The sequence below is a fragment of the Bacteroides sp. OF03-11BH genome, from assembly GCF_003604005.1.
Taxonomy (GTDB): Bacteria; Bacteroidota; Bacteroidia; order Bacteroidales; family Bacteroidaceae; genus Bacteroides; species Bacteroides ovatus.
In genome coordinates, this window is record NZ_QTMW01000039.1 from 21248 (window position 1) to 43085 (window position 21838).

The window sequence follows — 21838 nt, forward strand, 5'->3', positions numbered from 1 at the left end:
TATAGGTATGATTAGTTCGGAGATATTCATTATCAAAAGAGACGGAAAAAAAGAAGCTTTTTCCCTCGACAAAATCAAAAATGCCATATCCAAGGCATTTTTATCAGTAGGTAGTTTTGCTACGCAAGATGTGATAACCAATGTGTTAAGCCGTGTCAGTATCAGTGACGGAACAAACGTAGAGGAAATCCAAAACCAGGTGGAAGTCGCCTTGATGGCAGAACATTATTACAGCGTGGCCAAAGCGTATATGCTGTATCGTCAAAAACATTTGGAAGACCGTGAAGTCAGAGACAAACTTAAATTCCTCATGGATTATTGCGATGCTTCCAACCCTGCCAGCGGTAGCAAGTACGATGCCAACGCCAATGTGGAAAACAAGAATATCGCCACGCTGATAGGAGAACTGCCCAAATCCAATTTCATCCGCCTCAACCGCCGCCTGCTGACAGACCGTTTGAGGGATATGTATGGTAAAGAGGCTTCCGACCGTTATTTGGAACTCCTGAATCATCACTTCATCTACAAAAATGATGAAACCAATCTGGCAAACTACTGTGCCAGTATTACTATGTATCCCTGGCTGATAGCAGGAACAACAGCAGTAGGAGGCAATTCTACCGCCCCGACCAATCTGAAATCCTTCTGCGGAGGATTTATCAACATGGTATTTATCGTATCCAGTATGCTAAGCGGCGCATGTGCCACTCCTGAATTCCTGATGTACATGAACTATTTCATAGGTTTGGAATACGGACAGGACTATTATAAACACCCTGATAAACTGGCAGACTTGTCTCTGAAACAAAGATCGATCGATAAAATCATCACAGACTGTTTCGAGCAAATCGTATATTCCATCAACCAGCCTACGGGTGCCCGCAATTTCCAAGCAGTTTTCTGGAATGTGGCTTATTATGACAAGTATTATTTCAATAGCCTTTTCGAGCACTTTGTTTTCCCCGACGGAAGCAAACCCGACTGGGGTTCGCTTAGCTGGTTGCAGAAGCGTTTTATGAAATGGTTTAATGAGGAGCGTACACGCACCGTTCTGACATTCCCTGTAGAGACAATGGCACTCCTGACCAAAGACGGCGATGTACTGGATAAGGAATATGGCGACTTCACCGCTGAAATGTATGCCGAAGGACATTCATTCTTCACCTATATGAGTGACAATGCCGACTCTTTGAGTAGCTGCTGCCGTCTGCGTAATGAAATACAGGACAATGGCTTTAGCTATACATTGGGAGCCGGAGGAGTCTCTACCGGTTCGAAGAGCGTGTTGACCATCAATCTGAACCGTTGTATACAGCATGCTGTAAAATCAGGTATTCTCTACCCTTTCTTCCTGGAAGAAGTAGTAGACTTGGTTCACAAAGTACAGCTTGCCTATAATGAGAACCTGAAATTATTGCAGGCAAAGGGTATGTTACCTTTGTTTGATGCGGGTTATATCAATATGAGCCGCCAATATCTGACTATCGGCGTGAACGGACTGGTGGAAGCAGCCCAATTTATGGGAATCGACATCAACGACAATCCGAAATACGAGGCTTTTGTGCAGGAGATTCTCGGCATGATTGAGAAATACAATAAGAAATATCGTACCAAAGAAGTACTTTTCAACTGCGAAATGATTCCTGCCGAAAATGTGGGTGTGAAACACGCGAAATGGGACAAGGAAGCCGGATTCCAGACTTACCGCGAATGTTACAACAGCTATTTCTATATTGTAGAAGACAAATCGCTGAACATTGTCGATAAATTCCGCCTGCACGGGCATCGTTATATCGAGCATCTGACGGGTGGTTCGGCTTTGCACATGAATCTGGAAGAGCATCTTAGCAAAGAGCAATACCGGCAGTTGCTTCGTGTTGCCGCTACCGAAGGTTGCAACTACTTCACATTCAATATTCCGAATACAGTATGTAACAAATGCCATCATATCGACAAACGATATTTGCATGAATGTCCCGAATGTCACAGCGAGAATGTGGATTATCTGACCCGCGTCATCGGATATATGAAACGTATCAGCAATTTCTCCCAAGCACGGCAAAAGGAGGCCGATTTAAGATATTATGCTTCGGTACGCTGATTATGATATTGTTTTTCAGGAGATACCGGATGAGGTAACATTAGCCATCAACCTCTCCAACTGCCCCAACCATTGTAAAGGGTGCCACAGTGCATATCTAATGGAGGACGTAGGAGAACCGTTGACGGAAGAAAGTCTTTCTACCCTGCTCGGTAAATATGGAAAAGCAATTACCTGTGTCTGTTTCATGGGCGGTGATGCTTCACCCGCAGAAGTGGAACAATTAGCTGCTTTTTTACACAAGCAGACCATCACTCCGGTAAAAGTCGGATGGTACTCCGGGAAGAGCAAGCTGCCGGAGCACTTTGATGTATCTCATTTCCAATATATAAAGTTGGGACCTTACATCGAGTCTCTGGGAGGATTAAAATCTGAAACGACCAATCAACGGTTGTACCACATAGAAAATGGAATAATGGAGGATATAACTTATCGTTTTCTCCCCCATCATTCCAAAAAGATTTCTTAATAAGAGAAACGCTCAAACGGAGTATGTTATATTTACCGTTTGAGCGTTCTTTTTTCTAACTACTTCTTTTCATTCGTATTTATGATTTCAGTACCCGCTTCAATCTGTTTAATCCTTCTATCAACCGCTGTCGCGGACACGCAATATTGATACGGATAAACCCTTCACCAGTCTCTCCATACAGACTGCCTTCGTTCACCCAAAGTTTTTCTTTCTTCAACAAGTCTTTTACTATTTCTGCTGACGTTTGATTCAAGACCGAGCAATCCACCCAAACCAGATATGTACCTTCCAACATCATTACGGGAAATTCCGGAAGATATTCATCAAAATAACCTTTTAAATAGATGTAATTCGCAAACAAATAGATTTTAAGTTCTTCCAGCCATTCTTCGCCCTCATTGTAAGCAGCCATCAACGCCTCCACTCCGAAAGGATTCACATCACAAACTTCATTTATATTAATCGCTTTATCTATTCTCACCCGTACATTTGCATCTGCAGAAATAATATTGGCTATCTGAAGCCCTGCCAGATTAAAAGCCTTGCTAGGCGAAACAAAGGTTACCGAATTCATAAGAAACTCTTCTGATATAGAAGCAAAAGGAGTATATTCATGCCCCAGAAATACCAATTCACAATGAATCTCATCCGCAACCACAAAGACATTATTTCGAATACAAATCTCACCTATCCGCCTTAACTCTTGTTTGCTCCACACTCTTCCGGCAGGATTGTGCGGATTACATAACAACAGAAGTTTGACCTTCGGGTCTGAAACTTTCCGCTCCAAATCATCAAAGTCAATCTGATAGCCCCTGTTTCTATATACCAAAGGATTGGCAATCATCTCGCATCCGTTATTACGGATAGAGGAGAAAAAACAGTTATATACAGGTGTCTGCACCATTACTTTATCTCCAGGCACTGTCAATGCTTTAATCACAGCAGATATTGCCGACACAACACCGGTGGTATAAATAATCCACTCTTTTTCCATCCGCCAGGCATGTCGTCGAGCAAACCAATTTACAACTGCCTCGTAGTATGCATCAAGTACACATACATATCCGAAAATTCCATGTTCCACCCGTTTCTTCAGTGCCTCCACGACAGGGGGAGCCGTACGAAAATCCATATCAGCTACCCACATCGGCAATACATCCGCATCTTCAGCCGAATCCCATTTATAAGAATTCGTTCCTCTGCGTGGAATAATTTCATCGAATTTATACTTCATATTTCAATTAAAACAGGTTAGATCATCCCAAAGTTTCAATTCGCAATTTGCTGGTGATTTAATATTTTCGTCCAAAATGATTGCTCCGAAACTTTCGGCAACAATACTTCCCGTACGAGGATTTTTTACGCTATGAACGGGACTTTTAATCGTTGCCTTCACACTACTGTGTTCAAAAGCAAGGTCAGCATCTTCTGCCATCGTACAATTTTCCATCACCAGATCATGTGCGTAGCAAAGCGGTTGAGTCCCCGAAATCCTGCAATTTACCAAACGTAAGTTTTTAGAATGCCATCCCAGATATTCTCCGTTCAACTCGGAATCATAGACTGTTACATTTTCCGTATTCCAGAAAGCATCTTTGGAGTTGATAACTGCATTATGGATTTCTACATTCTTGCAATATTGGAACGAATAGTTCCCGTTTTGGGCATAGTTTTGTATCTTAATATTCTCACTGTGTATAAAAAGGTAATCCGCTTTATCAATCTGTACGTTCTTCAGCTCTATATTACGACAATACCAAAACGTTTCCAAAGCATTAGGCAACTGCACGTTTTCGAGTTTTATTCCGTCCATTTCACGGAACATCTTCGGTGCTTCTACCAAGGTATCTGCCATTTGCAGACTTTGAGAGTACCATAGAGCAGCACGGGCTCCCTCTGTAAAGAGACAGTTTTTCACAATGAATCCGTTGGTATGCCAAAAAGGATATTTTCCTTCAAAGCGACAGTTGATTGCTATAATATTACTACATTCTTTCAATGCAGATTCACCGGCGTGAATTGTTACATCTTCCAGTTGAAGGTCGTGGGTCGCGAACAGAGGACGTTCGCCTCCATATTCTTTATTTCTTATTTGTTCCATTAGTTTATTCTTTAATCTGTTATTTCAAAAGTTACATTTACGCCTCCTGAACCAAGGGCGGAGGCCAGTCCTGAAGGATTTGTTATACGTCCTAAACGGGTATAAGTATATGAAGTGGAAAAGGTTTCATAAAATAGGACCACACAAGTGGAACCGTAAAGCATCAAGTCACCTGTCCGAATAGTCCCGGGATTGGACGACGCTGTCGGCAAACCATTCGACAGATAATAATATTTTTCATTACCATGCAGTTCAGACATATCCACTGTCATAGGGAGTAGTCTCTTAAATGCTTTCGCAGTCTCATTATTTTCCAATGTGGCATTGAATGAAACAGGTCCGATTGTTATTTTAAGATTATTGCTCACTGGGGTATCATCGTTATTGTCGTCATTATCATCGGGATTATTGCCATTATTGTTACTGCCATTATCACCGGAACCAGAACCATTACCCGGAATCACTTGTTGACCTGTTCCCTGTATGGGTTCATCTTCGCTACATGATGCGGAACCGATCGATAATGTCAGCATAGTAAGAATTGCTATTATATAGTATCTCATATTTATAGTATTAAAACTTATTTCTTTAGATATTCCTTAAAGAAGGATTCCAGTTTATTAAATGGAATAAGGCTCACACGATCGTAAAGATCTACGTGTCCGGCACCGGGTACTATATACAATTCTTTAGGTTCGGCAGCCAATCGGTAGGCGTCTTCACTAAATTCACGTGAGTGGGCATTTTCACCGGTAATGAAAAGCATAGGGCGGGGTGAAATAGTCTCAATATCTTCGAAAGGATAGAAATTCATAAATTTCACATTACTTGAAAGTGTAGGATGAGTGGTGGTCATAGGAGTTGCTCCGTCGGGGGTAAATTCTCCTCTTTGTGTACGGTAGAACTCATAAAACTCCCGTTCAATCGGACTGGACTTTTCTGTCAGTTGATGTACAGTACCACCTGTATATTTAGTTTCTCCACCTAAAAATTCAGCATAACGCTGTTCTGCCGCTTCAGCCATTATTTGCTTTCTCTGTTCCAATGTCAATGAGTGTTTTAACCCATTACGGCTAGCCGTACCCATATTGTACATACTGATTGTCGCAATGGCTTTAAGGCGAGGGTCTATTTTCGCTGCACTGATAGCAAAACTTCCACTGCCGCAAATACCGATTACTCCAATTAGATTCCGGTCAACAAACGGACGGGTACCTAAAAAATCAACTGCGGCACTAAAGTCTTCCGCATAAACTTCCGGCAGAACAGCATTGCGCGGCTCGCCTTCACTCCCACCCCAAAAAGACAGGTCTATGGAGAGTGTTACAAAACCCCGTTCGGCCATTTTCGTTGCGTAAAGATTCGCGCTCTGTTCCTTGACAGCTCCCATTGGATGTCCGATAATGATTGCAGGGTATTTGTCCCCTTCTTTCATATTCTTAGGCAGAAACAAATTTCCGGCTACCTTCATTTTATACTGGTTGGAAAAAGAAACTTTCTCCACACTTACCAAATCACTTTTATAAAAGTTATCTGCATCTGTCTGTGCAGAAGAAAAACTAGTTCCAAGCATCATCATAAATACAGTTGTTAATAATAAAATCCGTTTCATATCTCTTATTTTTAATTATTAAAGAATTGATTGTCTACTTTCTACATTACAAAAATACGATGAAAGAAAGAGACCGTTTGTAGATGAATTACTGACATAATAACCCCAATTACGGATTATATTTTTTTATTATTCTGTTACAATATTGATATTAACCTGCTTCCGGATATGCGCTACGCGAACCCGCAGATAAACGAATACAATACTCGCAATCAGGAAAAGCAACGAGCCGAAAACAGAATATCGTGTGCCCATTTCCGTAATAAAAGTTCCGCATATACCTGTACCAATCGTTGTTCCTAAATTGGCTGAAGTCAGAAACATTCCATTGGCAAAGTCTGGAGCTTCGGGAGCGGCATCTGTTATCATATATTGCATATTATTACTTGCTATACCCGCCAATACGCCTAAAATAAGGATGACAATTACCATAGCTCCAATCCATTCTCCAACAATGAACAGACAGATATATGAAACCAATAACGCAAAAGGCATGAGGATAATTGAACGCCTGGCGTTTATTGATAGCAGTTTTCCCGCCATCACATTACCCACAATATTTGCCAAACCATATACGAGCAACACTGCACTTATCACATTATATGAGACCTCCGTTACTTTTTTCAGGTAATCCGACATATAGCTAAAGAATCCGAACATAGCTCCATTAATCAAGGTAACAGCAATAATTGAATACCACATCGTTGTTTTCTTCAATACGCTAAGCTGTGCACCATAAGATACTTTTTCTTTTACAGGCATGGAAGGGATAAACAGAATCGTAGCAACAAAGACTAATGCGTTTACAACAGTGAAAAACAACATCGCCATGGAGAACGAAACTTCGCTGGCAATATAACTGGTCACCGGAACGCCCAGCACCATGCCGGCGGACACACCGACAAAGACTTTAGAAACAGCCTTGGGAGCCTGTTCCTTGCTGACAGACGCCGCGGCTACCGTAAAAGCCATAGAGACATATACCGGATGCAGGAAAGCGGGAAGTATCCGTGCAATCAACAATACTGTGAAATTAGAGGTGAACATGGATATTACATTACTTATTGTAAACAATCCCAATGCCAGCAACATTACTTTCTTCCGGTTAATCCCCGAAAATAATAAAGGTGTCGCAGGGGCTGACGCAGCCACCACCAATGCGAAAACACTTACCGTCCAGCCGGCTTGAGGTACGGAAACATTAAAAGTTGTGGCTATCAAGGGCAGGATCCCCACTACTCCCATTTCGGTGTTTATAATTCCAAATACACCGACCGTAAGGATAAAGACGAGCAAACCGCCCGAATTGAGTTTTAATTTATTTTTTTGTTCCATAGTTACTATATGCTATTTATAATTCCAATCCCATTTTATAGGCGTTTTCAAGATGTACTTTATCAATCTGCCGTGCCAGTTTCTCGCATCCGGTACAACCGCCGGCACAATATAATCCCACTTCATTCCAACCTAACGCCTGATTGAGAAGACGAAAATATCGTATGGGCTGTTCGAAGGTCGTATCATTATCATCACCGGCTGTCATCAGTAATACCGAATCTTTTTGAGGATATTTATCATCGACAGAAATGGCATAAAGTCTATCAATGAACGATTTCAGCTTTGCCGTGATTGTCCAAAAGTAAAGAGGAGAAGCCATAACCACTGTATCACATTCCGCAAACAAAGGATATATATCCTGCATGTCGTCGCGAACAGTACACTGATGTGCAAGACGCTGACAAACTCCACATCCCCGGCACCCTTCTATCCGCATACTACCCAGATAAACCTTCGTCACAGAATGTCCGCGCTCTACCAATCCTTTAATGTATGCATCGGTCAGTCGGTCTGTATTGCCGCGTTTTGTGCCTGCACTCATTATTACAAGTATCTTTTTCATATTTCCCTGATGTGTTTTATCGATTAGCGAAGGAAGTGAAGTGTCTGTCGTTTCTTTACTATTCAAACACCGATAAATAGTCGTACCACCTAATAGTACGCCTCCGGTTGTTAGTAACACGCTTTTCAAAAAATGCTTTCTATCCATATTCTCTCTTTTATTAATTTCCTCTGATTCATCAAGTTTTATTTAACATGGCAAAGGTCAGAAGGATATAAAGAAGCCGTTGTAGACGGATTACGGGTATGATAACCCCAATTACAGATTAGTCATTTCCCTACTATGAAAACAGAACATTTATCTGTATCTTTGTTACCGATTCCAAATACCAAAAGCCATGGATAAAGTTATAAAACTAGAGAATGTAAATCAGTATAACGAACTGTACGGACTGGAAACATTGCATCCTTTGGTTAGTGTCATCGACTTGACCAAAGCAACGAAAACAGTTAACCATATCCAGATGAACTATGGTCTTTATGCTCTTTTCCTAAAAGAGAGCAAGAGCTGTGACATTAAATATGGTCGTCAGTATTATGATTACCAAGAAGGAACCATTGTCTGTTTTGCCCCAGGTCAGACAGCCGGTGTGAGTACCATTGAAGATGAAATCAATCCGGCTGTTTATGGTATTATTTTCCATCCGGACCTGATTCGCGGCACCTCACTTGGAAAAGATATTAAGAAATATACTTTCTTCTCTTATGCAGTAAACGAGGCTTTACATCTTTCAGATCAGGAAAAGGAAATAGTCATGGATTGCCTGAAGAAAATCAGTATCGAACTTGAGCATGGTATCGATAAACATAGCAAAGCATTAATCGCCATGAATATCGAACTGTTACTGAACTACTGTATGCGTTTTTATGAACGGCAGTTTATCACCCGGAACAGTGCCAATAAAGATGCTCTTACAAAGTTTGAACAACTTCTGGATGAATATTTCCAAGATCAACTTCCCATACAAAACGGGTTACCTTCCGTGAAGTACTTTGCTGATAAAGTCTATCTCTCCCCCAACTACTTTGGTGATATGGTAAAAAAAGAAACAGGAAAAACTCCACAGGAACATATTCAGACCAAAGTAATCGAACTAGCCAAAGAACGTATTGTCGATACGGAAGAAACCGTCAGCCAGATAGCTTATTCGTTAGGATTCCAATACCCGCAACATCTCTGCAGATTATTCAAAAGACGCGTCGGATGCACGCCTAATGAATACAGAAATCAGGCTTTAGCATAAAAATATAGTCCCTCAAATAAGGGAACTGTAATATAGGTAAAACAATCCGTAATTCATATACAAACAGATTTCAAGTCCTGCTGTATCTTTGCAGTGTCATAAAGAAATAAGTAAAAACATTATTTAGAAAAACTGTTTGATATGTACTTAGAAAATATTTATTCTCCGGCAGATGTAAAGAAGCTGCCGGTAAAAGAGCTAAACGAGCTAAGTGATGAAATCCGTGTGTCACTCCTACAAAAGTTAAGCGAACATGGCGGGCATTTCGGACCCAACTTCGGAATGGTGGAAGCAACTATTGCCTTGCACTATGTATTCAATTCTCCAAAAGATAAAATCGTATTCGATGTATCGCACCAAAGTTATGTACACAAGATGCTGACTGGCCGTAAAAACGCTTTTCTTCATCCGGAAGAATACAATCTCGTGTCCGGTTATACCGAACCACAAGAAAGCGAACATGATTTTTTTGTTATCGGTCATACTTCCACTTCTGTCAGTCTGGCCAGCGGATTGGCTAAAGGACGCGACCTCACAGGCGGCAATGAAAATATCATAGCTGTCATAGGCGACGGCTCCTTAAGCGGAGGGGAAGCTTTTGAAGGATTGGATTATGCAGCAGAGCTTGGCACCAACATGATTATTATCGTCAATGATAACCAAATGTCTATCGCTGAAAATCATGGAGGTTTATACAGAAATCTAAAAGAATTGCGTGACAGCAACGGTCAGTGCGAATGTAATTTCTTCAAGGCGATGGGGCTGGATTATATATATGTAAATGACGGTAACGATGTACAGGCGTTGATTGAAGCATTCTCCAAAGTGAAAGATATTCAGCATCCGATAGTAGTACACATCAACACTTTGAAAGGTAAAGGTTATGAACGTGCCGAACAGGATAAAGAGACTTATCACTGGCGCACTCCATTCAATCCGGAAACCGGAGAAGCAAAAGTCAGTTATGAGGAAGAAGATTACAGCGAAGTAACCGCTCAATATCTGCTGAAAAAGATGAAAGAAGATTCTCGTGTGGTAACAATCACTTCAGGTACTCCTGCCGTTCTCGGATTCACTCCGGACCGCCGCAAGGAAGCTGGCAAACAGTTTGTAGATGTCGGCATTGCAGAAGAACACGCAGTAGCTCTTGCTTCGGGCATCGCAGCCAATGGCGGAAAACCTGTTTACGGAGTGTATAGTACATTTATCCAACGTTCATACGATCAACTTTCGCAAGACCTCTGTATCAATAATAACCCGGCTGTTTTGTTGGTATTCTGGGGTACACTGTCCGGAATGAATGATGTAACTCACCTCTGCTTCTTCGATATTCCGCTCATCAGCAATACTCCTAATATGGTTTATCTGGCACCGACTTGCAAAGAGGAATATCTTGCTATGCTAGAATGGAGTATCCGCCAAAATGAACACCCGGTTGCAATCCGTGTGCCGGCAACAGATGTAATTACTTGTGGGGAACCGGTGGAGACTGATTATAGTGTTCTCAATCGCTATAAAGTGACGCATCGTGGATCGAAAGTAGCCATTCTTGCTTTAGGTTCGTTCTATGGATTGGGACAGTCGGTTGCATCACTTCTGAAAGAAAAAGCCAATATTGACGCAACACTCATCAATCCGCGTTACATCACCGGTGTAGACAACGAACTGATGGATGAACTGAAAGCAGATCACGAATTAGTGATTACGTTAGAAGACGGTGTATTGGATGGCGGTTTCGGTGAAAAGATTGCCCGTTATTATGGTGCTACAAACATGAAAGTTCTGAACTTTGGAGCTAAAAAAGAATTTGTTGACCGATATGATATACAGGAGTTTCTCCATGCCAATCATCTGACGGATGAACAGATTGTAGAAGATATCACAGCAGTGATCGGTTAAAATCAAACCCATTCACTATATATTCAGGTAGGTTGATGTATACGGTCTTTAAGGACAGTTGAGTTGCATCAACCTACTTCCATTTTTATTCAAATCAGCCAACTTATTATTTAAATTCATTATATTCTCTATTCAGTTCAGTAATTCCCCATTCAGTTCAGCAATCCTTTCCGTTCAAATCAATAATCCTTTCCGATAATTCAACGGAGTCTGTCCCGCATTTCTTTTAAAGAACTTACAAAAACCGGCTGCATCACTAAACCCCAGTTTAGCAGCAATCTCGCCAACCGTAAATTTGGTAGAACTCAATAAAGTACGCGCTTCCATTACTAACAATTCATTAATAAGGCTATTGATAGTCTTACCTGTTCCAAGACGTACAATGCGTGCCAGGTACTGTTCACTAATAGCCAGTTTATCCGCATAAAAGCTCACGAAATGTTCTTCCCTGAAATTACGGGTAACGAGTGCATGAAATTCTTGCAGAACGTGATCTTTACGACTGATCTCTTTTTTGATAACGGTCTTTCGGGAAAGAAAATCTGCTATATCCAAAAACAGAGAATTGCACGCTGCCTGTATACGCCGGAAAAGGAAATGATGTTCAATATTCATCAGATGCATCAATACTTCCAGCTCCTTATGGATGATTTGAGCTTCATACTCTGTCAACTGAATCGTATATTGCTTATTCCGCCTCATGGTTGCCAACAGGATTGCCGTGATTTGTGTCAGATATGAATCGTCCGTCCGCATAGATTCGGAAAGGGCGAGAGTGATAAATTTAATATCCCGGCTTGAATAAAGATGTTCCGTGAGATAATTTGCTCCGTGAATAAGTAACATATTCGGTTCTATCGCAATAAACTCTCCATTCAGTAGAATTTCCGAACGGCCTTCAAGAACGAATATCATATAAAGCTCCCGATTGAAATAACATTCATTTGCCGGATAACTTCTATCTTTATATTCACTCCGGAAACAGACTACCTCCTCTTTATAATGAGGAAGTTCAGGATGCTCCTTCAATAGTTGCGTATTATCAAATATACGAGATTTTACCATTTACACCTTTATTTTATGACGTAAAAATACGATTTATTTCGGATATGACAAAAACTGTATGGAATTAGATAATCTATTTCAGAGTAAAAAACAAGACCTTTGCATATCCTTTTCAATACATGAGAAAGGAATCAATAGAAAGAGGTTAAAAAGACATGGAAATGAAAGAGATTTTTAAGAGGTATTTAGTGTTTGTTATCGGACTCTATTTTTTAGCGGCAGGTATCGTGTTGATTATACGCTCGGCATTGGGAACTACTCCCATATCGAGCATCAATTATGTATTAAGCCTGAATAGTCCTTTATCGTTGGGTACTTGCACATTTATCATCAACATGTTGCTTATCCTGGGACAGTTCTGGTTAATCCGAAAGAATAGAACCCGACAGGATATTATTGAAATTTTTCTTCAACTACCGTTCTCTTTTATCTTTTCGGCATTCATTGATTTCAATATGATGCTGACAAGCGAACTGCATCCCGCTAATTATGGTATGTCGATTGCTTTATTACTTACAGGATGCATGGTGCAGTCTATCGGAGTAGTGCTTGAACTGAAACCAAAAGTAGCCATGATGAGCGCAGAAGCATTTGTGAAATATGCATCCCGCCATTATAACAAGGAATTTGGAAAGTTCAAAGTTTATTTTGATATTACTTTGGTTACATTAGCCGTGATTCTCTCGCTGCTGCTGAATCAAGGTATTCAGGGAGTACGAGAAGGATCACTCATTGCCGCTTGTATAACGGGGTATATCGTCAGCTTCCTGAATCAGAAGATAATGACTAGAAAAACCCTCCATAGATTACTGCCGGTCTGGAAGTAAGCCCTATATCTATTTAAAATAAACGCCTTATAAAAAGAGTCATATAAAAAGGTCAATATAAGAAAATCACTATAAAAGAAAGTCGCTTCTCTGTTAGAATCTGATTGATTCTTTCAAAGAAGCGACTCTTTATTTTAGATATAATTATACTCGTATTTACTTCTTCTGACTATCTATCTCTTTCAGAAGTTCATCCACAGCCACCTTTAGTTGGGTATCCTCTCCTTTGACTACTGTTTCCGGATTATTGGCAACCTTTACATCCGGTTCCAATTGGGTATTTTCCAAATAACTGCCGTCAGGCAAACGATAACCGACGATAGGAATACCAAAGACCAGTGAAGGATCTTGTAAAGTTTCCCAAGACACACTTGTCATAGTACCCGGAACAGGCATACCGACAAGTTTGCCAATCTTTTGATGTTTATATACCCACGGAGTTCCGTGTGCATTCGAGTAGTTGGCCTCACATTGCAGCATAATGGAAGGTTTGTTCCAACGACGACTCGGCATATCACAGGCTTCACGTCCACGCACTACTTGTGTAAAATACTTCTGACCACTGAACAGTATTTCAATATCTTCATGCAGACGGCCACCACCGTTGAAACGGGTATCAATCACAATGCCTTCGCAGTTGTTATATTTTCCAAGAATGTCCGAGTATACAGTACGGAAGCTATCATCTCCCATCGACTGAATATGAACATATCCCAAACGTCCTTTCGACCATTTTTCAACATCTGCCGCACGTTGTTTTACCCAACGTTTGTATAACAATCCATTCAGTTGCCCGTTGGCGACCGGCATCACCACTTCTTCCCAACGCTCTTTATTTTGTGGATTGTAGATTGAAATCAATGTTTTTTTCCCTGCTTTATTATTCAGCAGACAGGTTATGTCATTATCGAGAGTTATCTCTTCTCCATTAATCTTTTCAATGATGCAACCAACCTTTACTTTGGTACGTGAATGATCGAACGGACCTTTTTCTATTACTTCGGCAATCTGCATTCCTTTTCCCTGATAATCCCAGTCGAACAAAAGTCCGAGATTAGAAGTGACATCTCCTTTTCCTTTGGGAGAATAACGTCCTCCGGTATGTGAAACATTCAGCTCACCCAACCACTCACTCAATAATTCTGCAAAGTCATAATTGTTATCAATATGAGGCAAGAACTTACGATAAGCATTAGTCATAGCATCCCAGTCAACCCCGTGCATATTGACATTGTAAAAACGTTTTTGATGTTGTTTGTACACATGGTCAAACATCGTTTCACGTTCGGCAGCCAAGTCCATTTTCATTTCAGCCTGATAGCTGATGGACTTCAAAGCATCCGACTTGGCATCCATCTTTTGCATAATCCGGCTTCCCAACAAAAAGATATCTCCTTTTTTGTCCAACATCAACGATGCCCAACCGGTATTGAGTTTGTGCAGACGCTTCGTATCTTTTTCACGGAGATTCATTTTCCAAAGGTCATATCCACCTTCGAACGCGGAGAAATAGTAAAGATCTTCCCCGTCTTTTGAAAGTATGGCACTACCCAAGTCGGATGAATTGGGAGTCAGACGTACGATACGGTCTTCAATGCCGTTCAGCTCGACAAGTATCTCTTTTTGGTCTGCCTTATCCTCGGCGGACTCTTCCTGATCGCTATCTTTGCTGCTATCTACCTTGCTCTTTTCCTTGTCGGACTTGCCTTTGTCAGCCTTTCCCTTGTTAACATTTCCTTTATCTGCTTTTTCCGCCTTAGACTTCTTTCCGTCTTTCGTCTTCTCATCGTCTTTCTCCTTTGCCTTCTTCTGTTCCTTTTCAAATTCCTTGAGTAATTCGAAATCTTCCTTACTCAAACGGTAACGATCATAAGCATCCTGATTGAGAAACACCAACATCACATCTTGCTGCGATCCCCAGGAAGCGTGCGCACGCATACCATAGCGTTCGGTTTGGAAAAGAATAGCATTCCCATCGAGTACCCAACGCGGAGCACCACTGATATATCCACTATTTGTCAGATTAGTAATTGCCCCTCCCTGTGCGCTGACAATGCCTACATCCGAATAAGGATCGTGACGGTTACCTATAAATTCAAGAGTGAACCATTTACCGTCAGGCGACCATTCGTAATCGAATCCTCCTCCGGTGTTATACCATGTAGAACCATCCGTTACCTGACGCACCTTCTTCGTCTTCAAATTGAGTACCATCAAACGATTACGGTCTTCGATAAAAGCCAATTCTTTACCATCCGGTGAATATTGCGGATAAGCACGTTCTACCGTTTTGGACGGTAATAATACTTCCTCTTCAATAAGAGTGGCATTAGGGAAATTCGGGTCTTCCTTACGACTTATTTTGGCGGTATAAAGTTGCCAATTACCGGTTCGCTCGCTGGCATAAACCAGTGTCCGATTGTCCGGAGCAAAAGAAACGGCAGCTTCTTTTGCCGGAGTATTTGTGATTTGCTTGGTGGTAGCATAATCAGTTGAGGTCACAAACACATCACCACGTACAATAAAAGCAACTTGTTTACCGTCCGGAGATACAGAAGCGGAAGTTGCTCCCTGTGAGAATTTAAGTGTAGCAAGCTGCTGCTCATCATCACGGACAAGTTCTACTTTTACTTTTTCCGGACGTGCACCAGACTTCTGTGTGTATAACTCACCATCATAGGTATAGCATAAGGTACCTTTATCGCTGACAGACAAAAAACGTACCGGGTGAGTTTTGAAAGTAGTCACAGCTTTCACTTCCTGTGGGGTATTCAAAGGGAAAGTATACACATTGAAGGAACCTCCATCACGCTCACTTAAAAAATAGACAGCATTACCATCAGGTGCATACACAGGATTACGGTCCTCTCCTCCCCGGTTTGTCAGGTTCGTATGTTTTCCCGTTTGGGTATTATATAACCAGATATCTCTCGTAATGGAAGAAGTATGATGCTTTCTCCATTCATCCTCAAACCCTTTACGATCCTGATAAAGAAAGTTCTTCCCTGTTTTATCAAAACAGACCAGTTCTGCAGGAGTGCCCAGCACTTGCTCGGTACGTCCGCCGGCAACAGGAACTTTATATAATTCCGTCATTGCTCCTGTAGGAAACAGGGCACTGCTTGCCGGATCCTGTATAGAGGCAGAGAAAAAGACATACTTTCCATCCGGAGTAAAAGTTGACGGTATTTCTGATGCAGAATGGTAGGTCAACCGCCGGGCGGCACCTCCGTCAGCAGGCATAATGAATAAGTCAAAATTTCCATTCCGGTCACTGGCAAACGCAATTTGCTTGCCATCGGGCGACCAAACCGGATTGGCTTCATAAGAGGTTTGTGTGGTGAGTTGAACAGCTGTTCCTCCTTGTGCAGGGACTTTATAAATGTCACCCTTGTAACAAAAAACAATTTCTGATCCATCCGGTGAAATACGTGCATCACGCATCCACAAAGGAGTAATTGCATAGCTGGATAATGCTGATAGTACCAGCGCTAAAGAAGTTATTAGTTTCTTCATATCAAATTATTATAAATTTATTCCGATAAATCGGTTTGAATTAGTTTTCCCGTGTAATTATAAAATGTGCTGTCACCAAAGTCTTTGTAAAAGAAGGCATATTTATCCACTCCCGTACAATGACAAACGCCAATCTGTCGGGGAAGATATTCCTGTAAATAATCTGCAATGACCTGATATTTTTGTTTTTCCGCATTATGGATATGAAAACCTCCTAGAAGTAACTTACAAGGAGATTCGGGAAAGGCAGCCTGAACCGTACGCAAAATATTAGTTATTCCCCGATGAGAACAGGCACTTAATACGGAAAATCCTTCCGGTTCCACCAATACCACCGCCAATTCATCCTGAAAAGTATCCGGTATTTTGCATCCATCTTCTTGCTGAACCCAAAAACGTTCAAAATGGGTATCTGCCTGATTTATAATATCAATAGAGGGAAAAAGGAAAACTCCGGAAAGCAGCTCGGTCTGCTTTGTAATAAAGCGGAAACGGGAACGATCGAGGTTTTGTGTATGCATCATCCCGTTCTCACGTTCATCCTTGAATTTAGGAGAAAAAACCTCACGCTTACAGACAACGGTTGCCTGCGTATTCAATTCCAAAAAATAACGTAGTCCGCCCGTATGATCGCTATGACCATGAGATAATATCAAATAATCGACTTTTTGCAAGTCAATATGCAACAAGCGGGCGTTACGGATAAACAAGTCGGATGCTCCCGTATCGAAAAGTAACCGATGTCCCGATGTCTCAATATAAAGAGAAAGACCATGCTCTGCCTGCAATTTACGTCCATAGACACAATTCTCCACAAGAGTCGTTATTTTATAGCCCATGACACTTAGTTAGTTATCAAACGAATTATACAAAATAAAAAGTTCTGCCACAAAATTATAATAATTCTGTGGCAGAACAAGCAATCCAGTCAATTAAGTAATCGTAAAAAGGGGAAAAAGGTGAGGGTAGTGAGGGAGGAATTGCAACCTTTTATTTTTATATTTTATTTTTTCCTATCTATATTTTCTCTAAAAAAAAACACGAATGTTAGAAATCCTCCCTCACTACCCTCACCTTTTCCCCTCTTCTTATAAAAAAAGACGGCGGAAAATCTGGAAAACATAACCGTCTTTTCCAGATTTCCCGTCAGGTTTTAAAAGTTAAGTTCAAAACTATATCTCAAATATTCGAACAAATCCATTTATCATATTCTTTATGAATATCTTTAATATGGAAAACAAACAGTTACACCATCTTTCCCATATTATATGCTTCCTGCATGTAGGGAGTATCTTTAATCTCTCCTACTTTCCATGCACCGATTCCATAGACCGTCCCTTTTTCCAGTGGTCCTTCCAAGCAATCGAGGAAGCCACGGAAGCCGTCGATAGTACGCTCCATCATTGCTTTATCGTTTTCTGCTGCCGCAATAATGAAATAAAATTCCTTATTGGTTATTTCCGTATAACGTGCGCAACAGCGGTCAATCATTATCTTCATCTGCCCGCACATGGTGTAAAAATAGACCGGGGTTGCCATTACAATCACATCGGCAGCAATCATCTTCTCCACGATTTCCACTGCATCATCCTTCTGCGGACAAGGTTTACCGTACATACTGCAAACACTGCATCCCGTACAAGGATGAACCGTTTTGTCTTTCAGAAAAATCTTCTCTACTTCATTGCCCGCCTCAATAGCACCTTTCATAAATTCATCACAAAGCAAATCCGAATTACCACCTTTACGTGGACTGGACGAAATTATCAAAACTTTTTTAGCCATAACTTTCTTTTATTACTTTCATCTTTCAGAATTAATCAGTCTTTTCACTCTGCAAAAATAGACAATTTATAACATAGCGAATGTATATAAATTACAGAGAAATATACCCAGATTACAGATTCAAACATAACAAAAGATTTTTTCTACCAATATTTAATTTATATCTTTGTCCACAATACGAACAACATGATACAATGAAAAAAATACAACTGACCGACACACATAAAGAAAAGCTGTTTCAAATCCCCCTTTTCCGGAATTTGCCCTTAAACATTAAAGAATCCCTATTGGAGAAACTAGATTTCGTAGTCTATATAGCAAACAAGAAAGAGATAGTTGTTACGCAGGGAACGCCTTGCAACAAACTGTATGTGTTGTTGGAAGGGAAATTGCGCACGGATATTATCGACGGACTGGGAAATGAAGTGATGATTGAATATATCATTGCGCCACGCACTTTTGCCACTCCACATCTTTTTAGCTCGGACAACACATTGCCGGCTACTTTCACTGCCCTTGAGGACAGTGTGATACTTATGGCAACAAAGGATTCTACCTTTAAAGTTATCAGCCAGGACCCGCAAGTATTGCACAATTTTCTCTGCATTGCAGGCAATTGCAATATCTGTACCGTATCACGTCTGAAACCACTCTCCCGCAAGACTGTCCGGGAAAGATTTATCGTTTATCTGTTCGAGCACAAGAAGAAAGATTCCCTGATAGTGGAGATTACACATACGCAATCCCAACTTGCCGAATACCTGAATGTATCACGTCCCGCCTTATCGAAAGAAATTAATAAGATTATCAAGGAAGGGCTTATCACTATGGAAGGGAAACGGGTGGAAATTTTGAATAAGGCCGCTTTAGAGAAATTCATATAATAAAGAAACAGGGGCAGGGTTGAAACTAAGGAATAATTTGGCTCTTATATCGAAAACAAGTTAAATATATAAATGAGCCGAAGAGAAATAAAACTGTTTTTGCTATATTTGCAATCAGAAAGAAAAGCAAAAAAATATGACAGATGAACAATTAGGGCAAATGAAGCTTATCTTCAATTACAACGATGTATTCTACAGCTTCTTCTATGATGACCTCAGCGGCTGCGTACATCGCTCCCGCGAATATGCCATCAATTACGTCTATTCGGGCGAGATGATTCTCGACAATGGCAATGAGCAAATTCATGTCGGAAAAGGCGAATGCGTCTTCATACCGCGCGACCATCACATTACGATGTACAAGAAGACGAAAGATGGTGAACGCTACTGCGGTATCTTCCTGATGTTCACACGTCGTTTCTTACGTGAAATGTACGGTAAGTTGGAACAACGTAAAGTACCGACCAATACCGCGAAACTCAATTCCGGAGTGATAAAACTTCCGAAAACGGCCGAACTCGCCAGTCTGTTCGCTTCGATGACGCCCTACTTCGATCCGAAGGTGAAACCTGCGGATGACCTGATGCAACTGAAATTGCAGGAAGGTCTGCTCGCATTATTACATATCGACAAAAAGTTCGCGCCGACGCTTTTCGACTTCAATGAACCGTGGAAAATAGATATTCTGGAATTTATGAACGAGAACTACATGTACGAGCTCACGATGGAAGAGATGGCACACTACACGGGACGCAGCCTTGCCACATTCAAACGGGATTTCAAGAAAATCAGCGACCTCACTCCCGAAAAATGGCTTATCCGTAAACGACTCGAAGTAGCTTACGCCCTGATGAAAGAGGGCGGCAAAAAGGTCGTGGATGTTTATGCCGAAGTCGGTTTCAAGAACCCGTCTCACTTCTCAACCGCCTTCAAAAAACAGTACGGTATGCCGCCGACCGCCACATTCGTGTAAATCGGAGCAAAATATATTGAGTTTTTTAATTAAATTATTTAAGCCTCACTGCGACATCGCAGTGAGGCTTAAATATCAACTTACAGCTTGTTCCTTACAGTAACCTTACGGTAAGGGCAGCCCTGATAATTTACCGGAAAATATAGAGCATACAATCTTCATAGCAATGTGTATGCTGATGCCATATTGTCCACCGCCAAACTTGATTATCATAAATTCAGAACTACTTTTCCAGCCATTTGCATGGAGCTTTTAAGAAAATAGATAGTTGAGCTTTTGAGTAACTCCTTTTGAGCCCGACAATAATGTGCCGCTTATTTTATAGCCGTACCTTTGCAATATGAAATAGAACAATAACCATTTAAATAATAGAATGATGAGAACAGCGAATTTTAAATCCGCAGCTATCGCAGCCTTGTTAAGTATGGGGTTGCTTACCGGCTGCACGAACGGTATCACAAATCAAAAAACAAGTAATCATATGGACACATTGAATCTTACACAGGAATGGGACAAAAAGTTCCCACAGAGCAACAAGGTTAATCATCGTAAAGTAACCTTCAAAAACCGCTATGGCATCACACTTGCCGCCGACTTGTACGAACCCAAGAATATCGAAAGTAAAGTCCCTGCCATTGCCGTTAGCGGCCCTTTCGGGGCTGTGAAGGAACAGTCATCGGGACTTTATGCGCAGACAATGGCCGAATGCGGATTCCTCACCCTTGCGTTCGACCCCTCTTATACGGGCGAGAGCGGTGGCGAACCCCGTAATGTGGCATCGCCCGACATCAACACCGAAGATTTTAGCGCGGCAGTGGATTTCCTGATTGCACACCCCAATGTAGATGCCAAACGCATCGGTATCATCGGCATCTGCGGATTCGGTGGTATGGGACTGAATGCCGCGGCAATGGACACGCGCATCAAAGCAACAGTAGCTTCTACAATGTACGATATGAGCCGCGTGAATGCCAACGGCTATTTCGATGCCGAGGACAGTGCCGAAGTACGCCGCAACAAACGCGAGGCGATGAATGCTATCCGGACCCGTGATGCACAGAACGGCACGGCCACTCCCGGTACGCCCGGTCTGCCCACTAGCATCAAGGGCGACGAGCCGCAATTCGTCAAAGACTACTTCGATTATTACAAGACTGAACGTGCTTTTCACGCCCGTGCCATCAATTCTAATGGTGCATGGAACCCCACGATGGCTCTTTCGTTCATCAATATGCCATTGTTAACCTATATCCACGAGATTGACAATGCTGTATTGCTCATTCACGGCGAAAATGCCCATTCGCGTTATTTCAGCGAGGATGCCTTCAAACGCCTCAAGGGCAACAACAAGGAGTTACTAATCGTTCCCAGAGCCAACCACACCGACCTTTACGACCGGAAGATTCCGTTTGACAAACTGGAAGCATTTTTCAAGTCAAACCTCAAATAAAATAAAA

18 protein-coding genes are annotated in these 21838 nt (G+C 41.5%); 8 read left to right on the forward strand and 10 right to left on the reverse strand.

Annotation, left to right across the window (positions count from 1 at the left end; genetic code table 11):
- Window positions 1–7 precede the first annotated feature (7 nt).
- Both nrdD and nrdG read left to right on the forward strand, forming a co-directional pair.
- Window positions 8–2101, forward strand: coding sequence for an anaerobic ribonucleoside-triphosphate reductase (gene nrdD / locus DXA54_RS21260; protein ID WP_008774605.1), 2094 nt, complete (start codon window positions 8–10; stop codon window positions 2099–2101).
- Window positions 2085–2570 carry an anaerobic ribonucleoside-triphosphate reductase activating protein gene (nrdG, locus tag DXA54_RS21265; protein WP_004297064.1) on the forward strand — a complete coding sequence of 162 codons (486 nt, stop codon included), beginning with the start codon at window positions 2085–2087 and terminating at the stop codon, window positions 2568–2570. The genes nrdD and nrdG overlap by 17 nt, the downstream gene beginning before the upstream one ends.
- 79 nt (window positions 2571–2649) lie before the next feature.
- Here nrdG and DXA54_RS21270 read toward each other — a convergent pair whose 3' ends face one another.
- The 6 genes from DXA54_RS21270 to DXA54_RS21295 form a co-directional block, all read right to left on the reverse strand.
- The gene (locus DXA54_RS21270; RefSeq protein ID WP_008774606.1) at window positions 2650–3810 is read right to left on the reverse strand and encodes a MalY/PatB family protein; all 1161 of its coding nucleotides are present in this window, start codon (window positions 3808–3810) and stop codon (window positions 2650–2652) included.
- Between the two features lie 3 nt (window positions 3811–3813).
- Complete coding sequence (locus DXA54_RS21275) at window positions 3814–4677, reverse strand: DUF3737 family protein (RefSeq protein ID WP_004309705.1); 864 nt, start codon at window positions 4675–4677, stop codon at window positions 3814–3816.
- Window positions 4678–4688: 11 nt separating this feature from the next.
- On the reverse strand, window positions 4689–5240 hold the full coding sequence (locus DXA54_RS21280) for a cyclophilin-like fold protein (protein WP_032844245.1): 552 nt from the start codon (window positions 5238–5240) through the stop codon (window positions 4689–4691).
- A gap of 17 nt (window positions 5241–5257) precedes the next feature.
- The gene (locus DXA54_RS21285; protein ID WP_120080622.1) at window positions 5258–6289 is read right to left on the reverse strand and encodes an alpha/beta hydrolase; all 1032 of its coding nucleotides are present in this window, start codon (window positions 6287–6289) and stop codon (window positions 5258–5260) included.
- A gap of 129 nt (window positions 6290–6418) precedes the next feature.
- On the reverse strand, window positions 6419–7624 hold the full coding sequence (locus DXA54_RS21290) for an MFS transporter (RefSeq protein WP_004309707.1): 1206 nt from the start codon (window positions 7622–7624) through the stop codon (window positions 6419–6421).
- Between the two features lie 16 nt (window positions 7625–7640).
- Window positions 7641–8336, reverse strand: a complete 696-nt coding sequence (locus DXA54_RS21295; protein WP_004309708.1) for a flavodoxin family protein — start codon at window positions 8334–8336, stop codon at window positions 7641–7643.
- Between the two features lie 190 nt (window positions 8337–8526).
- Here DXA54_RS21295 and DXA54_RS21300 point away from each other — a divergent pair, with 190 nt between their 5' ends.
- Both DXA54_RS21300 and DXA54_RS21305 read left to right on the forward strand, forming a co-directional pair.
- Window positions 8527–9432 (forward strand): helix-turn-helix domain-containing protein, encoded by a 906-nt coding sequence (locus DXA54_RS21300; protein WP_004297072.1) that lies wholly within the window; start codon window positions 8527–8529, stop codon window positions 9430–9432.
- Window positions 9433–9573: 141 nt separating this feature from the next.
- Window positions 9574–11331, forward strand: a complete 1758-nt coding sequence (locus tag DXA54_RS21305) for a 1-deoxy-D-xylulose-5-phosphate synthase (RefSeq protein WP_008774607.1) — start codon at window positions 9574–9576, stop codon at window positions 11329–11331.
- Window positions 11332–11505: 174 nt separating this feature from the next.
- On the opposite strand, the gene DXA54_RS21310 is transcribed toward DXA54_RS21305, so the two are convergent.
- Complete coding sequence (locus DXA54_RS21310; protein ID WP_004304051.1) at window positions 11506–12396, reverse strand: helix-turn-helix domain-containing protein; 891 nt, start codon at window positions 12394–12396, stop codon at window positions 11506–11508.
- A 155-nt stretch (window positions 12397–12551) separates the two neighbouring features.
- On the opposite strand from DXA54_RS21310, the gene DXA54_RS21315 reads away from it, so the two are divergent.
- Window positions 12552–13223 carry a YczE/YyaS/YitT family protein gene (locus DXA54_RS21315; protein ID WP_055235313.1) on the forward strand — a complete coding sequence of 224 codons (672 nt, stop codon included), beginning with the start codon at window positions 12552–12554 and terminating at the stop codon, window positions 13221–13223.
- A 156-nt stretch (window positions 13224–13379) separates the two neighbouring features.
- Here DXA54_RS21315 and DXA54_RS21320 read toward each other — a convergent pair whose 3' ends face one another.
- From DXA54_RS21320 to DXA54_RS21330, 3 genes are all read right to left on the reverse strand, one after another.
- Window positions 13380–16739 carry a S41 family peptidase gene (locus DXA54_RS21320; RefSeq protein ID WP_120080624.1) on the reverse strand — a complete coding sequence of 1120 codons (3360 nt, stop codon included), beginning with the start codon at window positions 16737–16739 and terminating at the stop codon, window positions 13380–13382.
- Window positions 16740–16756: 17 nt separating this feature from the next.
- On the reverse strand, window positions 16757–17578 hold the full coding sequence (locus tag DXA54_RS21325) for an MBL fold metallo-hydrolase (protein ID WP_120080626.1): 822 nt from the start codon (window positions 17576–17578) through the stop codon (window positions 16757–16759).
- A 406-nt stretch (window positions 17579–17984) separates the two neighbouring features.
- On the reverse strand, window positions 17985–18524 hold the full coding sequence (locus DXA54_RS21330; RefSeq protein WP_004326660.1) for a flavodoxin family protein: 540 nt from the start codon (window positions 18522–18524) through the stop codon (window positions 17985–17987).
- 194 nt (window positions 18525–18718) lie between these two features.
- On the opposite strand from DXA54_RS21330, the gene DXA54_RS21335 reads away from it, so the two are divergent.
- From DXA54_RS21335 to DXA54_RS21345, 3 genes are all read left to right on the forward strand, one after another.
- Window positions 18719–19408, forward strand: coding sequence for a Crp/Fnr family transcriptional regulator (locus DXA54_RS21335; protein WP_004304055.1), 690 nt, complete (start codon window positions 18719–18721; stop codon window positions 19406–19408).
- Between the two features lie 136 nt (window positions 19409–19544).
- A complete protein-coding gene (locus tag DXA54_RS21340; RefSeq protein ID WP_004304056.1) occupies window positions 19545–20381 on the forward strand; it encodes an AraC family transcriptional regulator in 837 nt (278 codons plus the stop codon).
- 376 nt (window positions 20382–20757) lie between these two features.
- Entirely contained in the window at window positions 20758–21831 is a 1074-nt protein-coding gene (locus DXA54_RS21345) for an alpha/beta hydrolase (protein WP_120080638.1), read from the forward strand.
- Window positions 21832–21838 lie beyond the last annotated feature (7 nt).